The sequence below is a fragment of the Kitasatospora sp. NPDC058218 genome, assembly GCF_042882445.1.
In the GTDB taxonomy this organism is placed as follows: Bacteria; Actinomycetota; Actinomycetes; order Streptomycetales; family Streptomycetaceae; genus Kitasatospora.
The window spans coordinates 18996-40544 of record NZ_JBHVWC010000073.1; the positions used below are offsets into that span (position 1 = coordinate 18996).

Annotated in this window: 20 protein-coding genes and 1 pseudogene; 13 read left to right on the forward strand and 8 right to left on the reverse strand. The window is 72.4% G+C overall.

The genetic code is table 11. The annotated features are described in order from the left end of the window. The first annotated feature begins 2 nt into the window (after nt 1-2). Nucleotides 3-524 carry an isoprenylcysteine carboxyl methyltransferase family protein gene (locus ACFVYI_RS35570; protein ID WP_387893302.1) on the forward strand — a complete coding sequence of 174 codons (522 nt, stop codon included), beginning with the start codon at nt 3-5 and terminating at the stop codon, nt 522-524. Next, on the forward strand, nt 521-1534 hold the full coding sequence (locus tag ACFVYI_RS35575) for an NAD(P)/FAD-dependent oxidoreductase (protein ID WP_387893305.1): 1014 nt from the start codon (nt 521-523) through the stop codon (nt 1532-1534). The genes ACFVYI_RS35570 and ACFVYI_RS35575 overlap by 4 nt, the downstream gene beginning before the upstream one ends. Here the strand turns inward: ACFVYI_RS35575 and ACFVYI_RS35580 are convergent. Further along, nucleotides 1527-1847, reverse strand: coding sequence for a hypothetical protein (locus ACFVYI_RS35580; RefSeq protein ID WP_387893307.1), 321 nt, complete (start codon nt 1845-1847; stop codon nt 1527-1529). The genes ACFVYI_RS35575 and ACFVYI_RS35580 overlap by 8 nt on opposite strands. Nucleotides 1848-2216: 369 nt before the next feature. On the opposite strand from ACFVYI_RS35580, the gene ACFVYI_RS35585 reads away from it, so the two are divergent. From ACFVYI_RS35585 to ACFVYI_RS35595, 3 genes and pseudogenes are all read left to right on the forward strand, one after another. Beyond that, on the forward strand, nt 2217-2777 hold the full coding sequence (locus ACFVYI_RS35585) for a uridine kinase (RefSeq protein ID WP_387893309.1): 561 nt from the start codon (nt 2217-2219) through the stop codon (nt 2775-2777). A 386-nt stretch (nt 2778-3163) separates the two neighbouring features. After that, a pseudogene (locus ACFVYI_RS35590) lies at nt 3164-4570 on the forward strand (IS1380 family transposase). 293 nt (nt 4571-4863) lie between these two features. Then, nucleotides 4864-5679 carry a class I SAM-dependent methyltransferase gene (locus ACFVYI_RS35595; RefSeq protein WP_387893341.1) on the forward strand — a complete coding sequence of 272 codons (816 nt, stop codon included), beginning with the start codon at nt 4864-4866 and terminating at the stop codon, nt 5677-5679. Between the two features lie 365 nt (nt 5680-6044). Here ACFVYI_RS35595 and ACFVYI_RS35600 read toward each other — a convergent pair whose 3' ends face one another. From ACFVYI_RS35600 to ACFVYI_RS35610, 3 genes are all read right to left on the reverse strand, one after another. Continuing rightward, nucleotides 6045-7421, reverse strand: coding sequence for a glucose-6-phosphate dehydrogenase (locus ACFVYI_RS35600; RefSeq protein ID WP_387893311.1), 1377 nt, complete (start codon nt 7419-7421; stop codon nt 6045-6047). A gap of 501 nt (nt 7422-7922) precedes the next feature. Then, entirely contained in the window at nt 7923-9182 is a 1260-nt protein-coding gene (locus ACFVYI_RS35605) for a pyroglutamyl peptidase (RefSeq protein WP_387893312.1), read from the reverse strand. A 377-nt stretch (nt 9183-9559) separates the two neighbouring features. Further along, nucleotides 9560-10789 (reverse strand): MFS transporter, encoded by a 1230-nt coding sequence (locus tag ACFVYI_RS35610; protein ID WP_387893313.1) that lies wholly within the window; start codon nt 10787-10789, stop codon nt 9560-9562. A gap of 479 nt (nt 10790-11268) precedes the next feature. Here ACFVYI_RS35610 and ACFVYI_RS35615 point away from each other — a divergent pair, with 479 nt between their 5' ends. The 5 genes from ACFVYI_RS35615 to ACFVYI_RS35635 all read left to right on the forward strand — a co-directional run bounded on the left by ACFVYI_RS35615 (nt 11269) and on the right by ACFVYI_RS35635 (nt 17396). Then, the gene (locus ACFVYI_RS35615) at nt 11269-11856 is read left to right on the forward strand and encodes a hypothetical protein (RefSeq protein ID WP_387893314.1); all 588 of its coding nucleotides are present in this window, start codon (nt 11269-11271) and stop codon (nt 11854-11856) included. A 62-nt stretch (nt 11857-11918) separates the two neighbouring features. Further along, the gene (locus tag ACFVYI_RS35620; RefSeq protein ID WP_387893315.1) at nt 11919-12578 is read left to right on the forward strand and encodes a hypothetical protein; all 660 of its coding nucleotides are present in this window, start codon (nt 11919-11921) and stop codon (nt 12576-12578) included. Between the two features lie 56 nt (nt 12579-12634). Beyond that, entirely contained in the window at nt 12635-14734 is a 2100-nt protein-coding gene (locus tag ACFVYI_RS35625) for a hypothetical protein (protein ID WP_387893317.1), read from the forward strand. A gap of 263 nt (nt 14735-14997) precedes the next feature. Next, nucleotides 14998-15462, forward strand: a complete 465-nt coding sequence (locus ACFVYI_RS35630) for a GNAT family N-acetyltransferase (protein ID WP_387893319.1) — start codon at nt 14998-15000, stop codon at nt 15460-15462. Nucleotides 15463-15938: 476 nt separating this feature from the next. Next, nucleotides 15939-17396: an RNA-guided endonuclease InsQ/TnpB family protein gene (locus ACFVYI_RS35635; RefSeq protein WP_387893320.1), complete on the forward strand. Its 1458-nt coding sequence runs from the start codon at nt 15939-15941 to the stop codon at nt 17394-17396. Nucleotides 17397-17458: 62 nt separating this feature from the next. Here ACFVYI_RS35635 and ACFVYI_RS35640 read toward each other — a convergent pair whose 3' ends face one another. Continuing rightward, on the reverse strand, nt 17459-17779 hold the full coding sequence (locus ACFVYI_RS35640) for a hypothetical protein (protein ID WP_387893322.1): 321 nt from the start codon (nt 17777-17779) through the stop codon (nt 17459-17461). 278 nt (nt 17780-18057) lie between these two features. Between ACFVYI_RS35640 and ACFVYI_RS35645 the strand changes: the two genes are divergently transcribed. Further along, nucleotides 18058-18195 (forward strand): hypothetical protein, encoded by a 138-nt coding sequence (locus ACFVYI_RS35645; protein ID WP_387893324.1) that lies wholly within the window; start codon nt 18058-18060, stop codon nt 18193-18195. Nucleotides 18196-18317: 122 nt separating this feature from the next. On the opposite strand, the gene ACFVYI_RS35650 is transcribed toward ACFVYI_RS35645, so the two are convergent. Continuing rightward, nucleotides 18318-18899 carry a hypothetical protein gene (locus ACFVYI_RS35650; protein ID WP_387893326.1) on the reverse strand — a complete coding sequence of 194 codons (582 nt, stop codon included), beginning with the start codon at nt 18897-18899 and terminating at the stop codon, nt 18318-18320. Between the two features lie 6 nt (nt 18900-18905). On the opposite strand from ACFVYI_RS35650, the gene ACFVYI_RS35655 reads away from it, so the two are divergent. After that, nucleotides 18906-19139 carry a hypothetical protein gene (locus ACFVYI_RS35655; protein WP_387893328.1) on the forward strand — a complete coding sequence of 78 codons (234 nt, stop codon included), beginning with the start codon at nt 18906-18908 and terminating at the stop codon, nt 19137-19139. Here the strand turns inward: ACFVYI_RS35655 and ACFVYI_RS35660 are convergent. Then, nucleotides 19133-19279 (reverse strand): hypothetical protein, encoded by a 147-nt coding sequence (locus ACFVYI_RS35660; protein ID WP_387893330.1) that lies wholly within the window; start codon nt 19277-19279, stop codon nt 19133-19135. The two genes, ACFVYI_RS35655 and ACFVYI_RS35660, sit on opposite strands and share 7 nt — an antisense overlap. Nucleotides 19280-20656: 1377 nt before the next feature. Between ACFVYI_RS35660 and ACFVYI_RS35665 the strand changes: the two genes are divergently transcribed. Then, on the forward strand, nt 20657-21115 hold the full coding sequence (locus tag ACFVYI_RS35665; protein WP_387893331.1) for a hydrolase: 459 nt from the start codon (nt 20657-20659) through the stop codon (nt 21113-21115). A 106-nt stretch (nt 21116-21221) separates the two neighbouring features. Here ACFVYI_RS35665 and ACFVYI_RS35670 read toward each other — a convergent pair whose 3' ends face one another. Further along, on the reverse strand, nt 21222-21542 hold the full coding sequence (locus tag ACFVYI_RS35670; RefSeq protein WP_387893332.1) for a hypothetical protein: 321 nt from the start codon (nt 21540-21542) through the stop codon (nt 21222-21224). Between the last annotated feature and the right edge of the window lie 7 nt (nt 21543-21549).

A 21549-nucleotide genomic window follows, 5' to 3' on the forward strand; every position in this document is an offset into this window, starting at 1 on the left:
ACATGCTCCCCTACACCCTGCTGATCGTCCTGGTCGCCGCCGAACGCCTAGCTGAACTCGTCGTCGCTCGCCGCAATGCCGCCTGGAGCCGGGCGCGCGGCGGCGTCGAGTACGGCCGCGGCCACTACCCCATGATGGTCCTGCTCCACACCGGGCTGCTGGCCGGCTGCCTGGCCGAGGTCCACCTCGCCCACCGCCCGTTCCTGCCCGCCCTCGGCTGGCCCATGCTCACCCTCGTGCTCGCCGCCCAGGCACTGCGCTGGTGGTGCATCCGCACGCTCGGGCCGCGTTGGAACACCCGGGTCATCGTGGTGCCCGACCTGCCCCTGGTCACGGCCGGACCGTACCGGCTGCTCAGCCACCCCAACTACCTCGCAGTCATCCTCGAAGGCGCCGCACTGCCACTCGTCCACAGCGCCTGGCTCACCGCGACCGCCTTCACCCTGCTCAACCTGCCGCTGCTCGCCGCCCGCCTGCGGTGCGAGAACGCCGCCCTGACCCGCTGCGCGCCGGTGCGGGCGTGATCGACATCCTGATCGTCGGCGGCGGACCCGCCGGTCTGGCCACCGCGATCCACGCCACCACCGCCGGACTCGACGCGGTGGTCCTCGAACCACGCCCGGCCCCGATCGACAAAGCGTGCGGCGAGGGCCTGATGCCCGGGGCTGTCCGTGCCCTGGCCGCCCTCGGCGTCACACTCGGCGGGCACCCGATCCACGGCATCCGGTACCTGGACGAGCAGCGCCTCGCCGAGGGCAGGTTCCGGCACGAGGCGGGCCTAGGCGTGCGGCGCACCGTCCTGCACGCGGCGCTGTTCCGCCGGGCGGCCGAGCTCGGCGTGCCCGTGCTGGCGACCAAGGCCACCGAGATTCGTCAGCACGGCGACAGCGTCACCACCGCCGGCCTCACCGCCCGCTATCTGGTCGCGGCAGACGGCCTCCACTCGCCCATCAGACGGCAGTTGGGCCTGGACCGCCCTGACCGCCGGCGGGCGCGATACGGGCTGCGGCAGCACTTCGAGGTGGCGCCCTGGACCGACTGTGTCGAGGTCCACTGGTCCGCATTCGGCGAGGCGTACGTCACCCCGCTGGGACCGGACCTGATCGGCGTGGCTGTCCTCACCGGTGAGCGCATGCCGTTCGACACGGCGCTGACCGCCTTCCCTGCGCTCCGCCACCGCCTCCCCGTGCTCGCCGCCTCCACCGTTCGTGGCGCCGGACCGATGCGCCGACGGGTCCGGGCCCGGGTGGCCGGGCGCGTCCTGCTGGTCGGTGACGCCGCCGGCTACATCGACGCCCTCACCGGTGAGGGCATCTCCCTCGCCCTCACCGGCGCCGCCCACTTGGTGCGCTGCCTGCGCGCCGAACGACCGCAGGACTACGAGCAGGCGTGGCGGCGCACCACCCGGCGCCACCGCCTGCTCACCGACGCGCTGGTCCGCATCCGCTCCAGCTCTCTGCTGGCCCCGGGGATCGTCCCGCTGGCCACCCGCGCTCCCGCGCTGTTCACCGCGCTCGTCAACCACCTCACCTGACCATGGCGGCTTCGGCCGCTGCCCGGTCTTTGCCTGTTCCTTGATCCGGCCAGCAGATGGGGACCGGCCGCACTCGCGCGGTGCCGCCGCCCTGGCTGAGGACGAAGTCCGGCTCGTGATCGGATTGCCGCCCGCCCTGGTCCACCGTCCAGAGGGCGGCACGCAGGAGTTCTGCCAGCGTCACGCCCGCCGCCTGTGCCAGGGATTCGAGGTCGAAGGGGGTGCCCGCGCGACTGAGCCACTCGGCCCCGCTCACGACCTGGCCAGCCCACAACTCCTCCTCGACGAAGGGACGACGCTCGTACCTCTCCACGAGGACGGCGAGATGCGCGCGGCCACAGGCCGTCAGAAAGCGTTGCCCATCGAACCTCTGGTCGGTGCTGTGGATGAACGAAGAGTCCAGGACCAGGGCGAGGATCGGGCCGTACCTTCCGATCGGCGAGTACGGCCCGTACCCCGAGCGGCTGCGCCGGCAGTTCGAGGGCGTGATCTGGCGATTTCGGACGGGTGGAGTCCGCCCAGGCCCGCTGGCGCGCGATCACCGGAGCCCATCTCGTCGCACTGTCCGGGCCGGCGCCAGGTTCGACAACGGTGTCCTCGTCGAACGCTCCTCGGACCTCGTGGCATGACCGCCCACGCTGTATGCGATCCTCGGGCCGTCACACGATGGCTGGGAGGAAACATGCTGGTCACGCTCACCGGAGGAGCCGGAGCAGGGAAGACGACACTCGCCGCGGCGCTGGCGGCCACCACGCCCCAAACGCCTGCACGGGTTCTCCACGGCGACGACTACTACTTCCAGACTCCCGAGCACGGGGTGTGGGCACCCGATGAGTCCGGGGTCCCGCGACTGGATGTCGGCGACCCCCACTCGCTGAACCTCGAAGGCCTCGCCCAGGACACCGATGCCGCCCTGGCCGACTCGCCCGTCGTCATCGTCGACGGACTGTTCGCCCGCCACGTCGCACCGCAGACCGCAAGGGCGCGCTTTGATGTGTTCGTCGACCTGCCCGCCGATCTCCGCCTGGCCCGGAAGATCGAGCGCAAGTGTCTACGGGATGGCTTCCCCCTCGATGTCCTCCTCCGGAACTACCTCAACCACCGACGCGCCGCCCACGACCAGCACATCGAACCCCTGCGCGACGACTGCGACCTGGTCGTGGACGGGAGCCTCCCCGCCGAGGTGCTTGCTCAACTGGTCTGGACAGCGATCGCCGACAAGGAACCGATCCACAACTCTTGACGATTACTCCCGAGCCCCCCGCGCTCAGCAGTGCTGAGCTGTACACGGCACGGACCCGAAAGTTCTCCAGGAACCGGCGCGGGATTACCATCGCGTTGTAGCGGCGGCTGTTGCCTCGGCGCCCGCTGCTGCCCCGGCGCCGGCCGACGACAGGCACGCTCGGGCTGCCTCCGTCCCACCTCAGCGGTGCGATTCAGACCTTGGCCCCCAGGAGCGAAGTGCCGCAGTCCGGTACGGATCTCCAGTCCGCCGTCGCCATGACTAGCCTGCGCGCTTCATCTGGGGTTGCGTCCGGATCATGATCGGAAAGGTGAAAGTGCTTCTGAGCTGCAACGATGAGGCTTGCCTAAGGTCCCAGTCGTACCAGCAGGGAAGGCACTTTCTGCGTGTGCCCTACCCGCTCACGCCCCCAGCTCGTCGTCGGCGCCGACGGGCCCGGGGTGGTCAGCCACGCCGGCTCGCGTCTACTCGCGGATCTGGCCGATGCCACCACCCTGACCAGTACCTTCTCCGACGCCCTGCGCCGGCTGCGACCGCGCGGGACCGGGCACGACCCCGGCCGCGTCGCGGTTGACCCGGCAGTGATGCTCGCCGACGGCGGCGGGGCGATCGGGGACCTGGCCGTGCTCCGCGACCAGCGCGACGTGTTCGGTCCCGTCGCCTCCACTCCGACCGCCCTGGCGCGTACTGGCCGGCATCGACACGACAGTGCTCGATGCGCTGCGGGCGGCGGCCCGGGCCGCCGCCCGCGAGGTCGCCTGGCTGCGGGCCGCCGAGACCAGGGACGGCATGCCGTCGGCCCGCGCCGGAGGACGGGAACTGCCGGGCCTGGTCCTGGACATCGACGCCACCCTGGTCACCTGCCACTCCGAGAAGGAACAGGCCGCCGCCACCTGCAATCGCGGCTTCGGCTACCACCCGACGCTCTGCTTCCTCGCAACACCGGCGAAGCCCTCGCCGGCATCCTGCGACCCGGCAACGCCGGAGCGAACATGCCGCAGACCACATCGCGGTCATCGACGCGGCCCTCGCGCAGATCCCCGACGCCCACCGGCACGGCACCCCGATCCTCATCCGCGCCGACAGCGCGGGCGGCGCCAAGGCGATCCTGGCCCACCTGCGCGGCCTGCGACAGCGCGGCATCCAGACCACGTTCTCCGTCGGACACGCCGTCACCGCCGAGTTCCGCAAAGCCATCCGTGCCCTGCCCGAGCACCTCTGGCACCCGGCCCTGGAACAGCACGATGCCCTCCGCACCGGGGCCGAGGTCGCCGAACTCACCGACCTGGTCGACCTCGCCGGCCACCCGGACGGCACCCGGGCCATCGTGCGGCGCGAGCGCCCCACCCCGGCGCCCAGCTCTCGCTCTTCGACCAGGACGAAGGAATGCGTCACCAGGTCTTCCTCACCGATCCGTCCGTCGCCGGCGGCGGGTCGCTGCAACATCTGGAGGTCCGCCACCGCGCCCACGCCCGGGTCGAGGACCACATTCGCTGCGGCAAGACCACCGGCTTCGGCCGCTTCCGCTCCCGCCACTTCGCGATCAACGTCGCCCGGCTGGAGCTGTCCCTGACCGCCGTCGACCTGCTTGTGTGGGCCCGGACCCTGCTGCTGGACGGCGAACTGGCCACCGTCGAGCCGAAGAAGCTCCGCTACCGGATCCTGCACGCCGCCGCCCGGACCACCCGCGCCGCACGACGCATCCACCTGCGAATCGCCTCCACCTGCCCTGGCGACACGAACTCACACTCGCCTTCGCCCGCCTCGCGGCACTGCCCCGCCCGGCGACCTGACCCGACGACACTGCCACAGACCGCCCACGACCCGACGACCACGGAGCACCCGACCACGCGTCGGGCCCTCGGCCTGCCCACCCCGCCGCGAACAGGCCGACCACTGCCTCCAGCAAGATCAACCCGACTCAGCCAGACCCAGCTGAAACGCGGAGGCTAGCGGTCGTAGGCGGTCGGTGCGCGCATGACTGGCTGGCCGCACATGAACCAGGCTCCGTTCATCAGGCCCCTTGGACTCGATCATCTAGGCTGGCGCGGTGACTGATGAGCAGGAGCGGGTGCAGCCGTCGGGAGTGTGGGCCACGGCGGTGGGGGTGGCCAGGGTGCGGGCGCTGGAGACCGAGCGGGAGAACGCGCTGTTCCGCGACCCACTGGCACAGGCCTTCGCCACCGCCGGCGGCCTGTGGCCCTCCTCGCCGTCGCTGCCCGGTGACGAGGCCGCGCGACGCCGCCGGCTGGCCGTGTCGTTCTCCATCGTCATCAGGACGAAGTTCCTCGACGACCTGTTGCAGCAGGCCTCCGTGTCCGGGGTCCGACAGGTTGTGCTGCTCGGCGCCGGCATGGACAGCCGGGCCTTCCGGATGGACTGGCCCGAGGGCACCCGGCTGTTCGAGATCGACACCGCCGCGCCACTGGACTTCAAGGCTTCGGTGCTGCGCCAGGAGCGGGCCGTCGCACGCTGCGAGCGGATCACCGTCGCGGCGGATCTGCGTGAGGACTGGCCGGCCGCGCTGGCCGCCGCCGGACACGACCCGGCGGTGCCGACCGTGTGGATCGCCGAGGGACTGCTGATCTATCTGCCCGAGGACGCGGTGGAGCTGATGCTGGCCCGGGTCGGCGCGCAGTCGGCGGCAGGCAGTCGGATGGGGCTGACGCTGGGCTCGCGCGGCGTGATCGAGCGCTTCGGCGTGGACGCCGTGCAGGGATCGGCGGCGTCCATGTGGGTTTCGGAGATGCCCGACGACCCGGTGGGCTGGCTGGCCGGGCACGGCTGGGAGGCCACCAGTCACACCCTGCGCGAGTGCGGTGCCGCCTACGGCCGCCCGATCAGCACCCCGCCGCAGGGCGAGGAGCGGCCCGGCGGATTGATCTCGGCGGTCCGCCGGTAGAGCGCCTCGTTCTTCATCGGACACGACATGGCCCAGATCCGCTGGTCACGGAAAGTGACAGAGACACGGCCGGATAGCCCCCGGTCAGGTGGCCGCCGGTGGGAATCTGACCGGGCCACTGACAGTCCGTCGCCGGGTAGTCTCCGGTCCGTCCGTCCACGAACTCACCCGCCACCTCGACCCCGCCCCGCCGCGCCGGGTGTCCGGCCGGCCGGGGCGCACCCGAGGCCGGTCGCGACGGCCTCGGTGCTCGTGTCGTGCGCTACGCGTTTGTGGATCGGACGGCGGGTGATGCCGGGGTCCGTGCGGGCGGGGCCGGTCCGGCCGGGCTGTATCGGGGTGACGTGTCGCGGTCCTCCTTGTCCCTAGTCGTGGGGGTTCGGGAGCCAGGGTTGGTGCCAGGTGGTGCGGGCGGGGATGTGTGTGGGTCCCCAGGTCCCGCGTTTGTAGGGCACCGGTGTGGGTGGGTGGTCGACGAGGGGTTGGATCACGCGCCAGGTTTCCTCCACGACGTCCTGGCGGGTGAACAGGGACCGGTTGCCGGTGAGGGCGTCGTTGAGGAGTCGTTCGTAGGGCTCGGGGGGCTTGCCGAGTTCGGCGGCGAAGGACAGGTTCAGGTGGATGTTCTGGGCGGAGTGACCGGATGCCTCTTTGGAGAGCATGCTGAGGCGCAGGCCCGGGTCGGGGTCGATCCGTAGGACCAGTTCGTTGGCGTCGGGGTGTTCGGGCTCGTCCAGGAAGGCGAGCCGGGGCGGGCGTTTGAAGACCACCCGTACCTCGGTGGCGCTGGTGGCGAGTGCCTTGCCGGCTCTGATGGAGAACGGCACTCCGCTCCAGCGCCAGTTGTCCACCTCCAGGCCGAGTTCGACGTAGGTCTCGGTCACCGATCCGGGCTTGACGCCGGGAACGTCCAGGTAGCCCTCGTACTGGCCGCGCAGGCAGTGGGCCGGGTCGGCTTCGGCCATCGCTCGGAAGACGTCGACCCTGCGGTCCCACAGCGCGTCCGGGCCGGGGCCGACGGGTGCTTCCATCGCGATCAGGGCGAGTACCTGCAGGAGGTGGTTCTGGACCACGTCGCGCAGCGCGCCCACCGGGTCGTAGAACGCTCCTCGGTCCTCGACGCCGAAGTCCTCGGCCATGGTGATCTGCACGGCCGCCACGTGGTCGCGGTTCCAGACCGGTTCGAGGAGCGCGTTGGCGAACCGCAGGAACTGGATGTCCAGTACGGGCTGCTTGCCGAGGAAGTGGTCGATGCGCAGGATCTGATCCTCGGCGAGGACCCGGTGGAGCCGCGCGTTGAGGGCCCTGGCGGAGGCGAGGTCGTGACCGAAGGGCTTCTCGAGCATCACCGTGGCGTGCGGGGTGAGGTGTGCCGCGGCCAGGGCTTCCACGACCGGGGCGAACAGCGAGGGCGGGATCTCCAGGTAGAAGAGCGGCTTCTCGGCGCCTTCCAGCAGCCCGCTCAGTGCCTGGTAGGTGGCCGGGTCGGTGAAGTCTCCCTGCAGGTAGGACAGCCGCCGGGCCAGCCGCTCGAAGGGCTCGGCCGACACGCTCTCGCCGGTCGTGCGCAGTGCTTCGCGCAGGGCGGAGACCAGGTGGTCGTGCGACCAGTCCTCGAGCGCGACGCCGATGATCGGGCAGTCCAGGAGGGCGGCCGCCTCCAGACGGTAGAGCGACCGGAAGGTCATCTTGCGCGCGAGGTCGCCGGTGATACCGAAGATCACCAGGGCATCGGCGCTCACCGCTGGGCTTCCGGCCGCACGGATCCACGCCCGCCCGCCCGGCCGGGGCGCGCCGTGGCTGTGCCGACGCGGCCGTCGTGGCCCGGCGCGGGGCCGAAGGCCGCCCACAGCTCGGCCCGTGACCACGCGTGGGCGTCGAACGGCTCGCTGCGCTTCGGGGCCGGCGCCGTGCCCGTCTCGGTGGGAACACTGCCGGGGTCCAACGGGTGTGCGCGAGCCCATCCAGGTAGACGATTACTCATGAATGGGACGATATAACCCAAAGTATCTGTCTTGTTGGCGCCGCGACTCGCGTCGCCGGGCCGCCTCGCGTGCCGGGCGCAGGCGGTCCTTCGTATGTGGGCGGTCCGGGTGGGGGCCTCCCGGTGGCGCGGCGGTGAAGTGCCGCCGGCAGGCCGCCCGGCGTGTTGTGCTGGCGCCAGCACCGGGTGGTCCGTCCCCCACCACCGCCGTTTGTCGAGGAGAACACCCATGCCCCGCTCCTCGGGAGGATGCGCGGTGTCAGGGGGTGGCGTGGCGCAGGATGTCGAGGACCTCGTCGGTGATGGCGGCCTCGTTGTGTTCCAGGTCCGGGCCGGTGAGTTGGTCGGAGCGTTCGGGGAGGCCGGCGAGGACGGGGGTGTGGAGGTGTCCGCCGGGCAACTGCGGGGCGAGTTCGAGCCGCAGTCGGTTGGAGCGGTAGGCCACCTCGTTGGACAGGTACCCGCCGCCTCCGCCCTCGACGGCCCGGGAGCCGGGGGTGGGTCCGTTCTCGCGGTCCACCGGTTCGTCGCTTCCGGCGGGGATCTCGGTGACGGCGGTGTTCAGCTCAACGGGGTAGGGCTGTTGGACGGCGGTCATGGCCGCGGCGGGCAGGGTGGTGGGGATGAACTCGGCGCCGGGGCCGAGGCCCGGGGCGGTCACCGGGTGTTCCCGGGTGCCGCCGGAGAGCGTGCGGGTGTTGTCGGGGTACGGGTCGGCGGAGCGGTTGCGGCCGGCCCAGGCCTCCACGGTGAACAGCCCGGGGTAGCCCTGGCTGATGGTGGTGATCTGGTCGGCGCGGCGGGGGCCGGGGGACAGGCGCGGACCGAAGGCGCGCTCGACGATGCCGTGGTCGAAGTCGGCGTAGCGGACGGGGAGCAGGGCGGCCCTGATCTCGGCCCGGGTGCCGTCGGCCAGGGTGATCCGCAGGCCGTTCAGTCGCAGGGCGGCGGCTCCGGAGGGGTTGGCGCGGCGGAGCTCGCCGTCGAGGCCGAAGGGGTCGAAGCCGCTGACGAACACCCGCCGCAGGCCCGGTGCCCCGCTGAACTCGTTGTCCAGCAGTCCGCGGGAGGCGTCCTCGAACCGTGCCCGCAGGGCGCCGGTGTCGACGGGGAAGGCGGGCTGCCACTGGGCGAGGCGGACGGTCATGGCCAGCCGGGTCCAGTAGAGGGGGCGGTCGTCCCGGGCGGGCAGATCGCCGCCGGGGCGCCGGTCCTGCGCGCGGTCCACCGCCGCCCGCCAGAGCGCCCGGCCCCAGGCGTCCACGAGTTCCCGGGCCTCGGCGGCGTTGCGGGCGGTGCACAGGGCGGCGGGGAAGCGACTGACGAAGTCGCCGAGGCCGGCGCGCTCGGTGAAGGCAGCCGCCCTCGGGTCCGCCAGGCGGGCCTGCTCGGCGTCGACCGGGGGTGCGGTGGCGGTGCGGCAGGCGGGCTGGGCCTGGGCCGTCGCGCTGTCCGGGAACAGTGGCACGGCGAGCGCGCCGACGAGGCTCGCGGCCACGGCGTAGCGGGTGAATGTCATAAAGTGTGACATTACATCGACTGCTGACGGGCCGCCAGATCGCCTTGAGGAGACCGGTTTCACCGCTCTACGGGGCACCCGCACGGTCCGGGTCGTGCCTGCCGCCCGTCAGGATCATCACGCTCCGCACCCTATCGATCACGGTGTACGACGGGGCGGGAATGCGAACAGTTCGCTGTTGTCCGGCAGCGTCGGCCCTGGACGGGTTCGACGAGGTCAGGTCCGTGGACGACGGCGGCGGGCGGCCGGGGCCTTCACGGCGGAGGTGCCCGCCTGGCGCACAAAGGTGATCCGGGTCCCGGTCGGGAGCACCCGAGCTGAGCGCTACTCACGAGACAGCGGCCCGCCAGGCGGGCCGCTGCCGAGTCCTTGACCACTCAGGACGGGGGGTGGGTGCCGTTCAGAGCGCTGGTGTCCCCGTCCTCCTCGGGCGTGGCGCACGCAGGCATGGTCGGATCGGGCTGAGGCCGGTCGAACGTGCCTGTTCGGATCAGGGCAGCGCAGGCCGCCAGGATGACGGCGACAACTCCCACCCCGACCAGGGAGGTTCGCAGACTCGTCGCCGTCGCGGCGAGACCGACGGCGGCCGGACCCACCAGGAATCCGGAATAGCCCAGGGTCGTCACCACCGAGATCGCAGATGCCCGTGAACGGCGGTCGGTGCTCGCGCCGGCCAGCGAGAGGATGGTCGGGGCGCACACGGACGTGCCGAGGCCGGCGATCACGACACCCGCCAACGTGAGCGCGGCGCTGGGCGCGAGTGCGGCGAGCAACGTCCCGGTGGCGCCGACGAGTGCGCCGCCCATGAGTACGTCGCGCTCCGGCTTGCCGGCGAGCATCCGGTGCCCCCATGCACGGCCGACGGCGGCGGACGCGGCGAACATCGCGGGGCCGAGGGCGGAGACTTCGGCGCTGGTGCCGAAGGCCGAGCGCAGGAGAACGGCGGCCCAGCTCTGCCAGGCGTTCTCCACCAGATAGGCCAGGGCGCAGAGCCCCCCGAGCAGTAGCAGGGGGCGGTTCCACGCAGCAGCTCGCGGCCCGGGGCCCTGGGATTGTCTCGCCGTCACGGTGGCGTCCCGGTCGAGGACGTGCACGGTGATGGCTGCGGCGAGGATGATCACGGACACTCCGGCGAGCACGCCGTGCGGGCCGACCCCGCTTCCGAGCACGACACCGGTGGTCATGGCGGAGATCACGACCGCGGTCGAGAAGCACGCGTGGGCAGCGTTCATGATCGACCCGGTGCGGGCCTCCTCGTCCACCGCCAAGGCGTTGACGGCGACGTCCATCGCGCCGGAGGCGGCGCCGGTCAGCGCCAGCAGACCGATCAGCGACGCCCCTGAAGTCGCCAGCGACGGCAGGAATCCGGCCGCGGCCATGACCGCCACGCACCAGGTGGTCGCCGGCCTGCCCAAGCGGTCGACGACCGTGCCGGCGATCCGCATGGAGCAGAGCGCGCCGACCCCGATCATCAGCACAGCCACGCCGAGTTCGCCATCGTCGACGTGGGCCTGGTGCTGCAACTCGGGGACGAGTACACCCCAAGCACCCCAGAACGCGCCGAACGAGAGGAAGGCGGCGAGGACTCGGACACGTCCAGCGGTCATGCGACAGGGGCCCTTCTCGAAGGGACGTCGACTGCATTGAACCGCAAACCGCACCCCATGGGACTCGTATGACGTCGGGGAGGCGTCGGTGCCCGGCGGTCGGACTGCTCCCGGGGCGCGCGAGGTGCGTCACTCGCGAGGAGCAGCGTCGAGTGGCGCGGGTACGACTGCGCCCCGTAGGTGGAGCGGCTCCCGCAGTGGGGCCCGATCCGGCGGCCGGAGCCGGTGCCGACCGGCGCCGCTGCGGCCCGTTCCGCTGCCGTCCGGCGCTGCGCGACGAGGCGGACAGGTGCAAGCTGGCTGTGGCCACGGCCCGGCCGCGGGGACCGTTCCTGCGGAGGCCGTCGGCGTCCTCTGTGGCTGCCGGCGGCGGACCATGCCCGAGGTTCGAGCTCCGGTACAGCGAGCGGCTGACCAGGACCGGGTCGAACCCCGAACCTCAGGCCCTGGCCACGTCCCGAACTCCGAGGGAGGACCTCATGACGTCATCCACCAACGCATCGCCCGGTGATCCCGAAGCCGCGACCGCCCAACCCCAGAACCTCCGGCTGGAGGCGAACGAGAGGCTTGTCGTCTCGCCGGACTCGCCGCGGTTCGCCGCGGGCTACCGCGAGGTGCGTCCGCGGTCGATCGACGAGGTGCGCAAGCTGCTCGGCCCCGGCAACGTACCCGACAGCGCCCTCCGTGCAGACCACCTGCGCTTGCGCACCAACGAGCTGACGAAACGTCTGCTGCGGCCCGAGGACCTGGAGGTCAAGGATCCGATCGCCCGTGGCGAGGCGCGCAACCTCGTCTACCTGGCCGCTCGTGAGTATGTCCATGCGGCCAGTACGGCGACGTTGAAGCAGTGGCGTCCGGCGATCGACCGCTGGCTCGCCGACGTGCGGCCGATCCTCCACATCTTCACCGCGGGGGACATCGACATCGCGGACGGTGCGACGCTCACCCTGTCGGCCAACACGCAGGGACTCGTCGCCCGTCGCGTTCGGATGCACGGCAGTGGTCGCATCGTCTGCCTGGGGAACGTGAAGATCAGCGCCGTCTCGGTCGAGGGCACGCCGGCGTAGTGGCGGTGACTCGATCCGGTCGGTACCCGTAACGGGAAACGTACAACGAGAGGTGAAGAACCATGCCTGACATCAACAGCGGCGGCTCGGACGGCGTCGACGGACTCGCCGGGACGTCCGGGGGCACCGGCGCGACCGGCCAGGTCGGCGATGCCGGCGTCGACCACTGGGTCGGCAGCGATCCGCCGGGCGACGGTGGTGCCGGCGGCAACGGTGTGAGCGGGGCCGACGGCACCGCCGGGGGCGACGGCCGGAACGGCAGCAACATCGTCCTGGAGGTGGACGACTTCGTCGTCGGCTTCAACGTCAACACGGGCGGTGGCCGCGGCGGCCGCGGAGGTGACGGCGGACGCGGTGGCGACGGGGGCTTCGGCGGCGGCGGCGGGGAGCCCGCGCACGACGGCGATCCGGACGGTGACGGCGGTGACGGCGGTCGTGGTGGTGGCGGTGGTGACGGCGGCCGTGGTGGCAACGGCGGCAACGGCGGCAACATCACGATCGTGGCCAACACCATCACGACCGGAACGGTCAGTGGGACCTCGGCCGGCGGCCCGGGCGGACTCGGCGGCGCCGCCGGTGCCGGCGGGAGGGGCGGGGAGCCGGGCACCGGTACCAACGCCGGCGCCCAGGGCAGCCCCGGTGCCACCGGCGAGACCGGCGCGTCCGGCACCAGTGGGGCGGACGGTTCCGTCGCCATCATCGAGCGAGTCCCCACCCCCTGAAGCGAGCGAATCCCCACTCCCTGAATCGAGCGGATCCCCACCCTGACAGGAGGGCCATGCCGGTCCTGACCCCCGATCCCACCCGGCTGGACCGCTTGGTCGGCGGGCAGCTGCGATCACTCGCCGCGGCTGCCCGCCTTCCGCACGCGACGACCGAGCGGCTCGGCGAGGTGTTCGACGCCCTGACCCGGGAATCGCTCGACCGTACGGCCGCCGAGGCCTATCCGGGCCTGTCCCGCATCAACGCCAACGGCCTGCCCTTCCAGTGGTCGGCCTGCTTCAGCACCGTGGGCCCACCAGGGGCGGTGCGGTTCCTGTGCGAGACCGGCACGCCGGGCACCGCGGCGTGTGAACGGCTGGAGATGTCGCTGGACCGGCTCGGGCAGGCCTGCCGCATCCTCGGCCTGCCCGGCGTCCCGCGCTGGTTCGCGCAGGACGTACTGCCGACCGTCCTGCCGGACGGCGGGAACCTTCCGGGGCACTGGCGCAGCGCCCTGTGGACCGGGGTCGGTGCGGCAGGGGCCACCGTCGCGCTCAAGCCCTACCTCAACCTCTGCCGGGACCGGCCGCTCGACAGGTGGCGGCGCGTCGGCCGAGTCCTCAGATCACTGGGCCGCGAGCGCGCCCTTGAGCGGCTGTGTGAGCTGTCCTCACAGGTGTCGGCCGGGTCGTGGCCGGTCGGTCTCGCCGTCGACATCACGCCCACGGGTGAACCGGGGCGGGTGAAGACGTACTTCAGATCGGAGAGCGTGACCGCAGCCTGGCTGCAGCGCTGGTACACGGCCCTCGGCGCAGCGGCCCACCTTCCGGCCGTGCGCGAGCTGCTCGACGCCTTCCCCCACCCGGACCGGGTCGCCTACCCCGACGGGGCGTTCGTCCTCACCCTCGAAGCGCATCCCGCCGACGGCGTACTCACGCTCAAGACCGATCTCGCCGTCACCCGGTGGACCGCGGGCGATGCGCCCGCCACGCGGGGCACCGCCCGGTTGCTCGGCCGCCTCGGCCTGGATCCCGACGGACTCGACGCCACCCTTGCGGCCCTCGGCACACCGCCACCGGCGCAGGACCGCAGCGACGTCGTCCGCTTCGTCGGGCTCGGCTACGAACCCGACGGCTCGCACCACGTCAACGTCTACCTCGAACCGCCGTCGGCCACCACGGCAGGGGAGCCCCGTCGCGACCGGCCCCCGGGCGGAGCACGCCGACGGGCGGCCGGGCAACCGTCCGCCGCGGACGTCGCCGCCGCCGTTGGGCGCGGCCTGCGGTGGCTGAACCGGGCGCAGCGGCAGGGCTGTTGGAGCGACTACTCGCTGCCGGTCGGCACCGCCGACGCGTGGGTGACGGCCTACGTCCTCGCCCAGTTGCCGGGCCTTCCCGCCGGGCCGTCACGACGTCCCGCCGACGCCGCACTCCGGTGGCTGCTGTCCGCGCGAACCCCGGGGGGAGGGTGGGGCTACAACGGGACCTGCGACGACGACGCGGACTCCACGGGTCTGGCGCTGCGGGCGCTGCGCTCGCGCGGTCTGCCCGTCCCGCCCGAGGCCCTGGCCGTGCTCCAGCGGTGCCGCCACCCCGACGGTGGCGTCGCGACCTACCCGCCGGGCTCGCTACCCGGCGGGGCGTGGGCCGCGCCGACCGCCGACGTGACCGCGACAGCGGTCGCGGGCCTCGGCACGGGAGCGGCCCGGGCGGTCTCCTGGCTCCTCGGACAGCGCGGTGACAACGGCCTGTGGAGTCCGTACTGGTGGCTGACACCGCTCTACCCGACAGCGTCGTCCCTCGACCTCCTCACCGGGCCGCACCGCCGGCCGGTGGCGGACCGAATCCTCGAACCGACCCGCGCGGCGGTGCGCCACTACGTGCCCGACGGCGCCTTCGAGACCGCGCTCCTCCTGCGCTGCCGGCTCGCCCTGCGCGTCCCCGCACCGCACGAGCCGCTCAGGAGCCTCCTCGACCGGCAGAACCGCGACGGCTCCTGGCCCGCCTCGGCCCACCTGCGGCTGACCACGCCGACCGTCCATGAGCCGTGGAACGTCGTGGACGCCGGTACCGTCCATCTGGACCACCGGGGCATCCTCACCACCGCGACCGTCCTCGGTGTCCTGCTGTCCCTCTGCAACGACGGTGGACCGGTTGAGCAGTACGGGGCCGGATAAGTGTGACGTGGCGGCTGAGCGTGGACGGTGCGACGTCCTCGTGAGCGCCAAGGTCCGAATCTGGAAGATCATCAGAAGTCGCCCGTGGCTGCCTGTCACTCCGGTGGGTTGCCGGTTGTGTCGTTGCGGCCGTCGTACGAGGAGCCGGCCGCGCTGGTCGCTGTCCAGGCCCGTGCAATCGCCGAACCGCACACCACGGTCGCCGAGCTGCGCGGCATTCCCGTCCAGAGCCGGCCACCTGTGCGAACTGACAGCATGGCCCCATGGATGCAGTGGACTTTGGCGAACTCGTTGTGCGTCGCGTCGGAGAGTCGGAGGCGGACGCGCTGGTTGGTATCGACTCCGTCGCGCTTGAAGGGGACGGGGAGCGGGAGGCGAGTATCCGAAGGTGGTGCCGGCAGGGCCTGGTGGTCGTAGCGGAAGGTGCGTCTGGCCTGCTCGGCTACTGCGTAGTTGAGTACACGTTCTTCGAGCAGGGCTTCGTCACGATGCTGATGGTCGCACCATCCGCTCGTGGCAGAAGCGTTGGCCGACGGTTGCTGGACGCCGTGGCGGCCTCGTGCGAGACCCCGAAACTGTTCACCTCGACGAACGTCTCCAATCAGTCGATGCAGCGGCTGCTGCATCGAGCAGGGTGGAGGCCGGTCGGCCTTCTCCACGGCCTTGATGAGGGTGACCCCGAACTGTTCTACCTCTGCCGGACGCAGCTCGGGACGGTGCACCTGTGACCCGTGACGTGACGGTGGCCGCGCGGGTTCTTCGACTGTGACCAGGAACTGGCCCGTGCGGTATTGACCTTTCCGGTCTTCTGCGGCGTCTCCCGTGCACATCTCGGCAATTTGACCGGAGAGGTGGCAGACCGGTGGCTTGCCCGGTGCGAGTCGGCGTTCCGTGAGTGTCATGGTGCCGAGTGGTGGGGAGAGGTCGGCGCCGGGCGGAAGCACGACCTGTCCTGGCACGAACCGACCCAGATCGTCTGCCTTGCGCGCCAGGTGGTCAAACGGCGCACCGTGGTTGGCCAAGCTGGCTGCCTCGTCCCACAACGCCGCGCCGTGCCTGAAAGTCCGCACCCTCCCGTGCTACGTGAGCCGGCCGGGGGAACATTCGTCCAATCCGCCGGGGGGTGCCGGCGGCGACAGTGGGCGCATGACTGTTTCTGACGGCGGACCGGTCGAGGATCCCGACGGGTGTTCTGGCCAAGGCGGTGATCACCGATGCGAAGAAGACGGACGCCCGGTCGTGGCTGGGGTCGGTGTCGGTGGACGCTTTGCAGTCGTCCCTTCGTGACCTGGACACGGCCTACCGGAACTTCTTCGACAGCGTGTCGGGTAAGCGGTCCGGTCGCCGGGTGGGCCTTCCGGTGTTCAAGTCGCGGAAGGACAACCGGCAGTCGTTGCGGTTCTCCCGCAACGGCTTCCGGCTGCGGTCCAATGGCAAGTTGAACCTTGCCAGGATCGGTGATGTGCGGGTGAAGTGGTCGCGGGCGCTGCCGGCCGATCCGTCGTCGGTGACGATCGTGCTGGACCCGTCCGGCCGGTACTTCGCTTCGTTCGTGGTGGACGTCGAGCCGGACCATCTCGCCGAGCTGGACACCGAGATCGGCATCGACCTCGGCCTGACCACCTACGCCGTCTGCTCCGACGGCACGGTGATCGACAACCCGCGTTTCCTGCGGAAGGCGGAGAAGAGGCTCAAGGCCGCGCAGCGGGCGCTGTCCCGGAAGGCGAAGGGGTCGAAGAACCGGGCGAAGGCCCGCAGGAAGGTTGCCAGGGCGCACGCCAAGGTGGCCGACACCCGCATGGACTGGCTGCACAAGCAGACGACCAGGCTGATCCGCGAGACCCAAGCGATCTACCTGGAGGACCTGAACGTGCGCGGCCTGGCCCGCACTCGCCTGGCCAAGTCCGTCCACGATGCCGGATGGTCCACCTTCCGGCGGCTGCTCGAAGAGAAGGCCGCACGGTACGGACGGGACGTCGGCGTGATCGGCCGGTACGAGCCCACGTCGCAGGTGTGCTCCGCGTGCGGGGTCCTGGACGGACCCAAGCCGCTCGGCATCCGCACGTGGGCGTGCGGCCCGTGCGGCACCTCTCACGATCGTGACCTCGATGCTGCTCGGAACATCCTGGCCGCCGGGCGGGCGGACAGGCTAAACGCCTGCGGAGGGCCGGTAGGACCCGGTGTGGCGATCCCACGCCGGGCACGGCCCGTTGAAACAGGAACCCACCGGAACGCCGGCCGCACCGGGCGCAAGCCCCGTGCCGCAGACGCGGCCGGAATCCCCGTGCTTCAGCGCGGGGAGGATGTCAACCACGGGACCGCGTCCTCGACCGGCTCGTGGGACCAGCTGGTTGGCCATCCGTTGGCTGCCTACAGCTCCGTCCACCCGCACGTCCGCCCGCGCCGGGCACCGAGCGAGTGCCAGACGGGCGCGGACGGCCCGGACTGGATCAGGTCCTCGATCCGGGCGGCGCCGGCCGGGACGGCGGCGAGCGGTTCGGCGAGGGCCGGCAGTTCGTCGGCGGCGAGCTGCAGGTCGGTCACCGCCGCGCCGACCGAGGGGGTCGGGGTGCCGACCAGGACGATCAGTACGCGTGGGAAGGCCCTCCAGCGCCGCTCCCACGCCCGGCCCGACCCGGCCGGGGCCCGGCTGCTCCCATAGCCGGGCGCAGGCCGCCAGCTGCGCCGCGCAGTGCTCGTCGCCAGGGCCGGGGCGGTGGAGCTCTACGAACGCCCGCAGCCGCCCGCTGTCGGTGGTCGCGGTGTAGGCGAGCTCGGCGGCGGGCCGGTACACCTCGGCGCCGGCGGGCAGCTCCGGGGGGCGAGCGGGCTGCGGGCCTCGCCGCGCTCCCGGGTTTCGGTGACGAAGGCGGCGTGGATCCGGCCGACGTCGAGCAGGTGCTCGCGCCTGTGCCTCACCGCCGGCTTCTCCGAGCCGGGCACCGGCGCGGCCGGGCGCAGGGCTTCGGGGAAGGTGGCCGTCACGGCGGAGCCGGCCGCGGTGAGGTGCCAGGCCTTCGCGCGGCCGGCCTGCGGCAGGGTCACGAACTCCGCCAGGCCATCGGCCTGGAGCCGCGTCAGCCGCTTCTAAGCCCGCTTGATCCCGGCGGCGCCGTCGTGCAAGCGACCGGCCGGCCCGGCGGCCGCCTCGCCTTCACCGTCCAGATGAAGGCCGATCAGTACGTCTGCTCGGCCGGGTCGCAGAAGGACTCCGGCGGGGTGCACCGCGGCTTCAACCCCCCCCGCGCGGACAGCACCGAGGAGCGCACCTACGGCTCCGCCACCACCGGCGGGTTCGACGCCGCTGAGTGGTCCCCCGGCGCGTGGCGGACCACCACGGCGACCTCACCGAGGCGATGCGGGCCTGGCTGGTGGAGACCGGCCGTGCCGAGATCGCCGACCTGGAGCTCCGCATCCGGACCCCCACCGGCCACCGGACCTCCGAAGTCCTCATCGGCTGACCCGCCGCGCCGTTGTGGTTGCATGCCTGGGGAAGCCACGGCCGGGCAGCGGCCCGAACGACGGGGCTGCGCCGGCGGCCGGGGGAGACGGCCGGGCCGGCAGGCGGGCGACCGCGCGGGAGTTACGGCCGGGTCCTGCACGGAGCGGGTCGCGGCACTGTTGGCGCCGTCGCGCTGTCAGAAGGGGTGGAAGAAGGGAGCGGGATGCGGGCCACGAGTTCGCGGGCGGCCCGGGTCACGTAGGTGATGGCTTCGTCCGGGGGCGTCTGCGGCCCGCGGTCCCAGAGCGCTTCCAGCGCGTCGAGCAGGGGCGCCAACTCCTCGGACGGCCCGTAAGCCTCCGCGACGTTCTCGATGATGAGTTCGGCGCCCACGAAGGGGTCGAGCCATCCGCCGACGATTTCGGCGGCCCACCAGCGGGCGAGCGCCAGCCGGCCCTCCCAGTATTCCTCGGGCGGGTGGAAGCCGAACCCGAGCTCGTCCATCACCTGGCCGAACAGCTCCGAGGCCTGATCCTCCTCGCCACCCAGCAGCCAGGCGAGGAGCCACAGCGACGGTGTGTCGACTCCGGCGACCAGGGCGCGGAGTGCGGCCTGGATCAGAACGTCCGGGTCCGCACGCCGGTCGTCGACCCACTCGTGGGCCAGCCCCCGGAGCCCACGCACTGCCTCGTCCGCCGTTGCGGGGGCTTCGCTCGTCACCATGGCGGCATGCTGCCACGCGCCGCCGGCGTTCGCGAAGCCGATATCGCGTCGCCGGGTGCCGCCTACGCCGCCGCCGGGCCCGACCTCGGCCTGCTGCTCGCCGTCGGGTTCGTGAGGCAGACGGAAGCGGGGGCGCGGCGGGTACGGGGCTTCCTGCCGCAGCTGGACGGGCTGCTGACGGAGGGTCTGGCGCTGCTGGACCAGGTGGAGGTGGGGGTTGCCTACCCGGGCGGCTACTGAGCGGCGGCGGCGTGGTTCTGCCTGAGGTGGAACTCGACGGAACGGCACAGGCTCAGCGCGTCCTGCGGGTCGTCGGCCCGGTGGCCGATCCGGCGGATGAGTACCACCGAGTCGAGTGTGACGCCTGTGCGGGCCGGCACGAACAGCAGGTTGAGCAGGGCGGCGCGCGGCGCCGGAACGGGCTTGGCGGCGGCCAGGAGCGCCGGATGTCCCGCAGAGGCAGCAGCAAGACCCCCGCCGCGAGGAGGGGCCCGTGAGCACCCGTCAGCGCCCCGACCTGCCCGCCCCCGAGGACCACGACCAGGCCGACGGTCCCGGCCCGGCCACCGCCGACCCCGCCGAGGTCCCGACACCGAGATCGAGGCCTCCTCGTTCCGCACGATCTGGCGGGTCCTGCGTGCCGACGTTCTCACCGCGCTCGGCGTGCTGAAGGTCGCCACCGCCGACCAGCCGCCGAGTTCTGGCGCGGCCGGCGCCACCGCACCCGGTACCCGGACTACTGGTGGCGGGACTACGCCGACGCTGTCCCCGTCCTGGCGCCTCGCTCGACAGGCTCGCCGGGCTCGGCCCGATGGGCCCCGTGTGGTGGCGCTACGGCCGCCACGGCCTCCACTGCCTCACCGACGCCCTCCGGGGGCGCCCGCGCCACGCACGCGCCAAGCGGCCGCCGTGCTGGACCTGCCAGGGCCCCTGGGCGGCCTGGAGGGCTCGAAGCGGGAACTGCGCAGCGAGGCCGCGCCGGAGGGCCTGTGACGTCCCGGCCGGCTACGTCTACGACCAGGTGTCCACGGACCGCACCTGTAGTGGCGGCGGCAGCTGGAACTCGCCGCAGTTCCACCTCCGCACGCCGGTCAACGGCATGTGGGCGTGCGACGTCCCCCGCGGCTGGACCTACAGCGCCACCACCTCGAACCTGGACTGCGCCTGGTCGTGGAAGGACGAGGACGAGTACGCGCAAGGCCGGCGCCCTGGGCCTGGTCGGCGACGACCTCCACGCCCTGGTCGAGCGGGCCCGTCAGCGCGCGCTCGGCCTCCTCCCGGAACGGGCCGGCCCGTTCGCCGACCCCTGGACCGCCTGGTCACCCGACCCGGCCTGGCCGCTGCCGGTCCTGCCCGACGGCGAGGACGGCACGGCTCCGTGCTGACCACCCGCGGGCTGTCGGCGGTCGCGGTGTACGCGAGCTCGGCGGCGGGCCGGTGCGCCTCGTCGTTCGGGCCGGTGGAGTGCTCGGGGGCGGGGACGAGGTCGAGAGGCCCGCAGCTCTCGCCGCGGGCGCGGGCGTCGTTGACGAAGGCGGTGTGCGCGCGGCCGAGGTCGAGCAGGTGGCCGCGCCCGTACCGCAGGGTGACCCGCTCGGGTGCGGCCGGCCCGTCCGGGCAGCGGGCCTCGGGGAAGGTCGCGGCGGTGGCCGCGCCCTGCTCGGTGAGGTGCCAGGCCTTCGTGAGGCTGTTGGCGGGCCGGTGCCCACCCCGGTCGGCGCCCGCGCCGCGTGACGCGGTGGCTAGGCTGGTGCGCCGTGCCCCCTGCCTCGTCGTCGCTGCCGGCGTTCGCCCTCCCCGAGTCCCTGTGGGACGTCCCGTACGCCGGAGCCCGTTACCCCGGCTCACCGGCCGTCGCCGAGCGGCCCGGTCTCGCGGCCGGGGCGAACTGCCAGCTCTACGCCTACGCGGTGCTCGCCCACTTCGGTTGCGCCGTCCCCCCGCTGCGCTCCAGCGACCTGTGGGAGGACCGGGACGTCACCCTGCGGGTGACCAGCCCGCGCCCGTTGGACCTGTTCCTGTTCAACGCCACCGACGACGCCTACGGGGCGCACGTCGGCGTCTGCGCGGGCGCGGACACCGTCCTGCACCTGTGCAAGGAGGTCGGCCGCCCGGCGGTGTGGCACCAGACGGAGTTCGCGGCGCGCGAGCGCTACCGGGTACTGGTCGGCGTGAAGCGGGTACGGGGCCCGCGTCCGGACGCCGCGCGAGGCTGACCGCGGTCCCGCCGGGCCCGGACGGCGGCGGGCGTTGCGAAGGGGGCGCCCCCGCGGACGATGTCCGCAGGGGCGCCCCCTTTCCGTGCCGAGTACCCGGTCGTGCTCAGGACTCGAAGACGATGTCCACCGTCCTGGGCACGAGCCGAGGCCCGAGCCGGGCCAGGACACGCTCGTCCGACAGCGAGCCCCCGAGGTCGAGGCGGTGCCACGCTGTCGCGGCCGAGGCACCCGAGATCCTCATCTCGAATGCCTCGTAGAGGATGTCGAACATGAAGTACGTCTTCCGGGGGGTGCCGTCGTCGGCGCCCAGCTCGGAGGACAGCCACCACAGCGTGTCGAGCGTCGATCCGCTCTCCCTGCCGTGGTCCCGCAGCCGCAGGATGAACTCCCGGCGGTCGAAACCGGGCTCGTGGAACGCGGGCATGATGTGG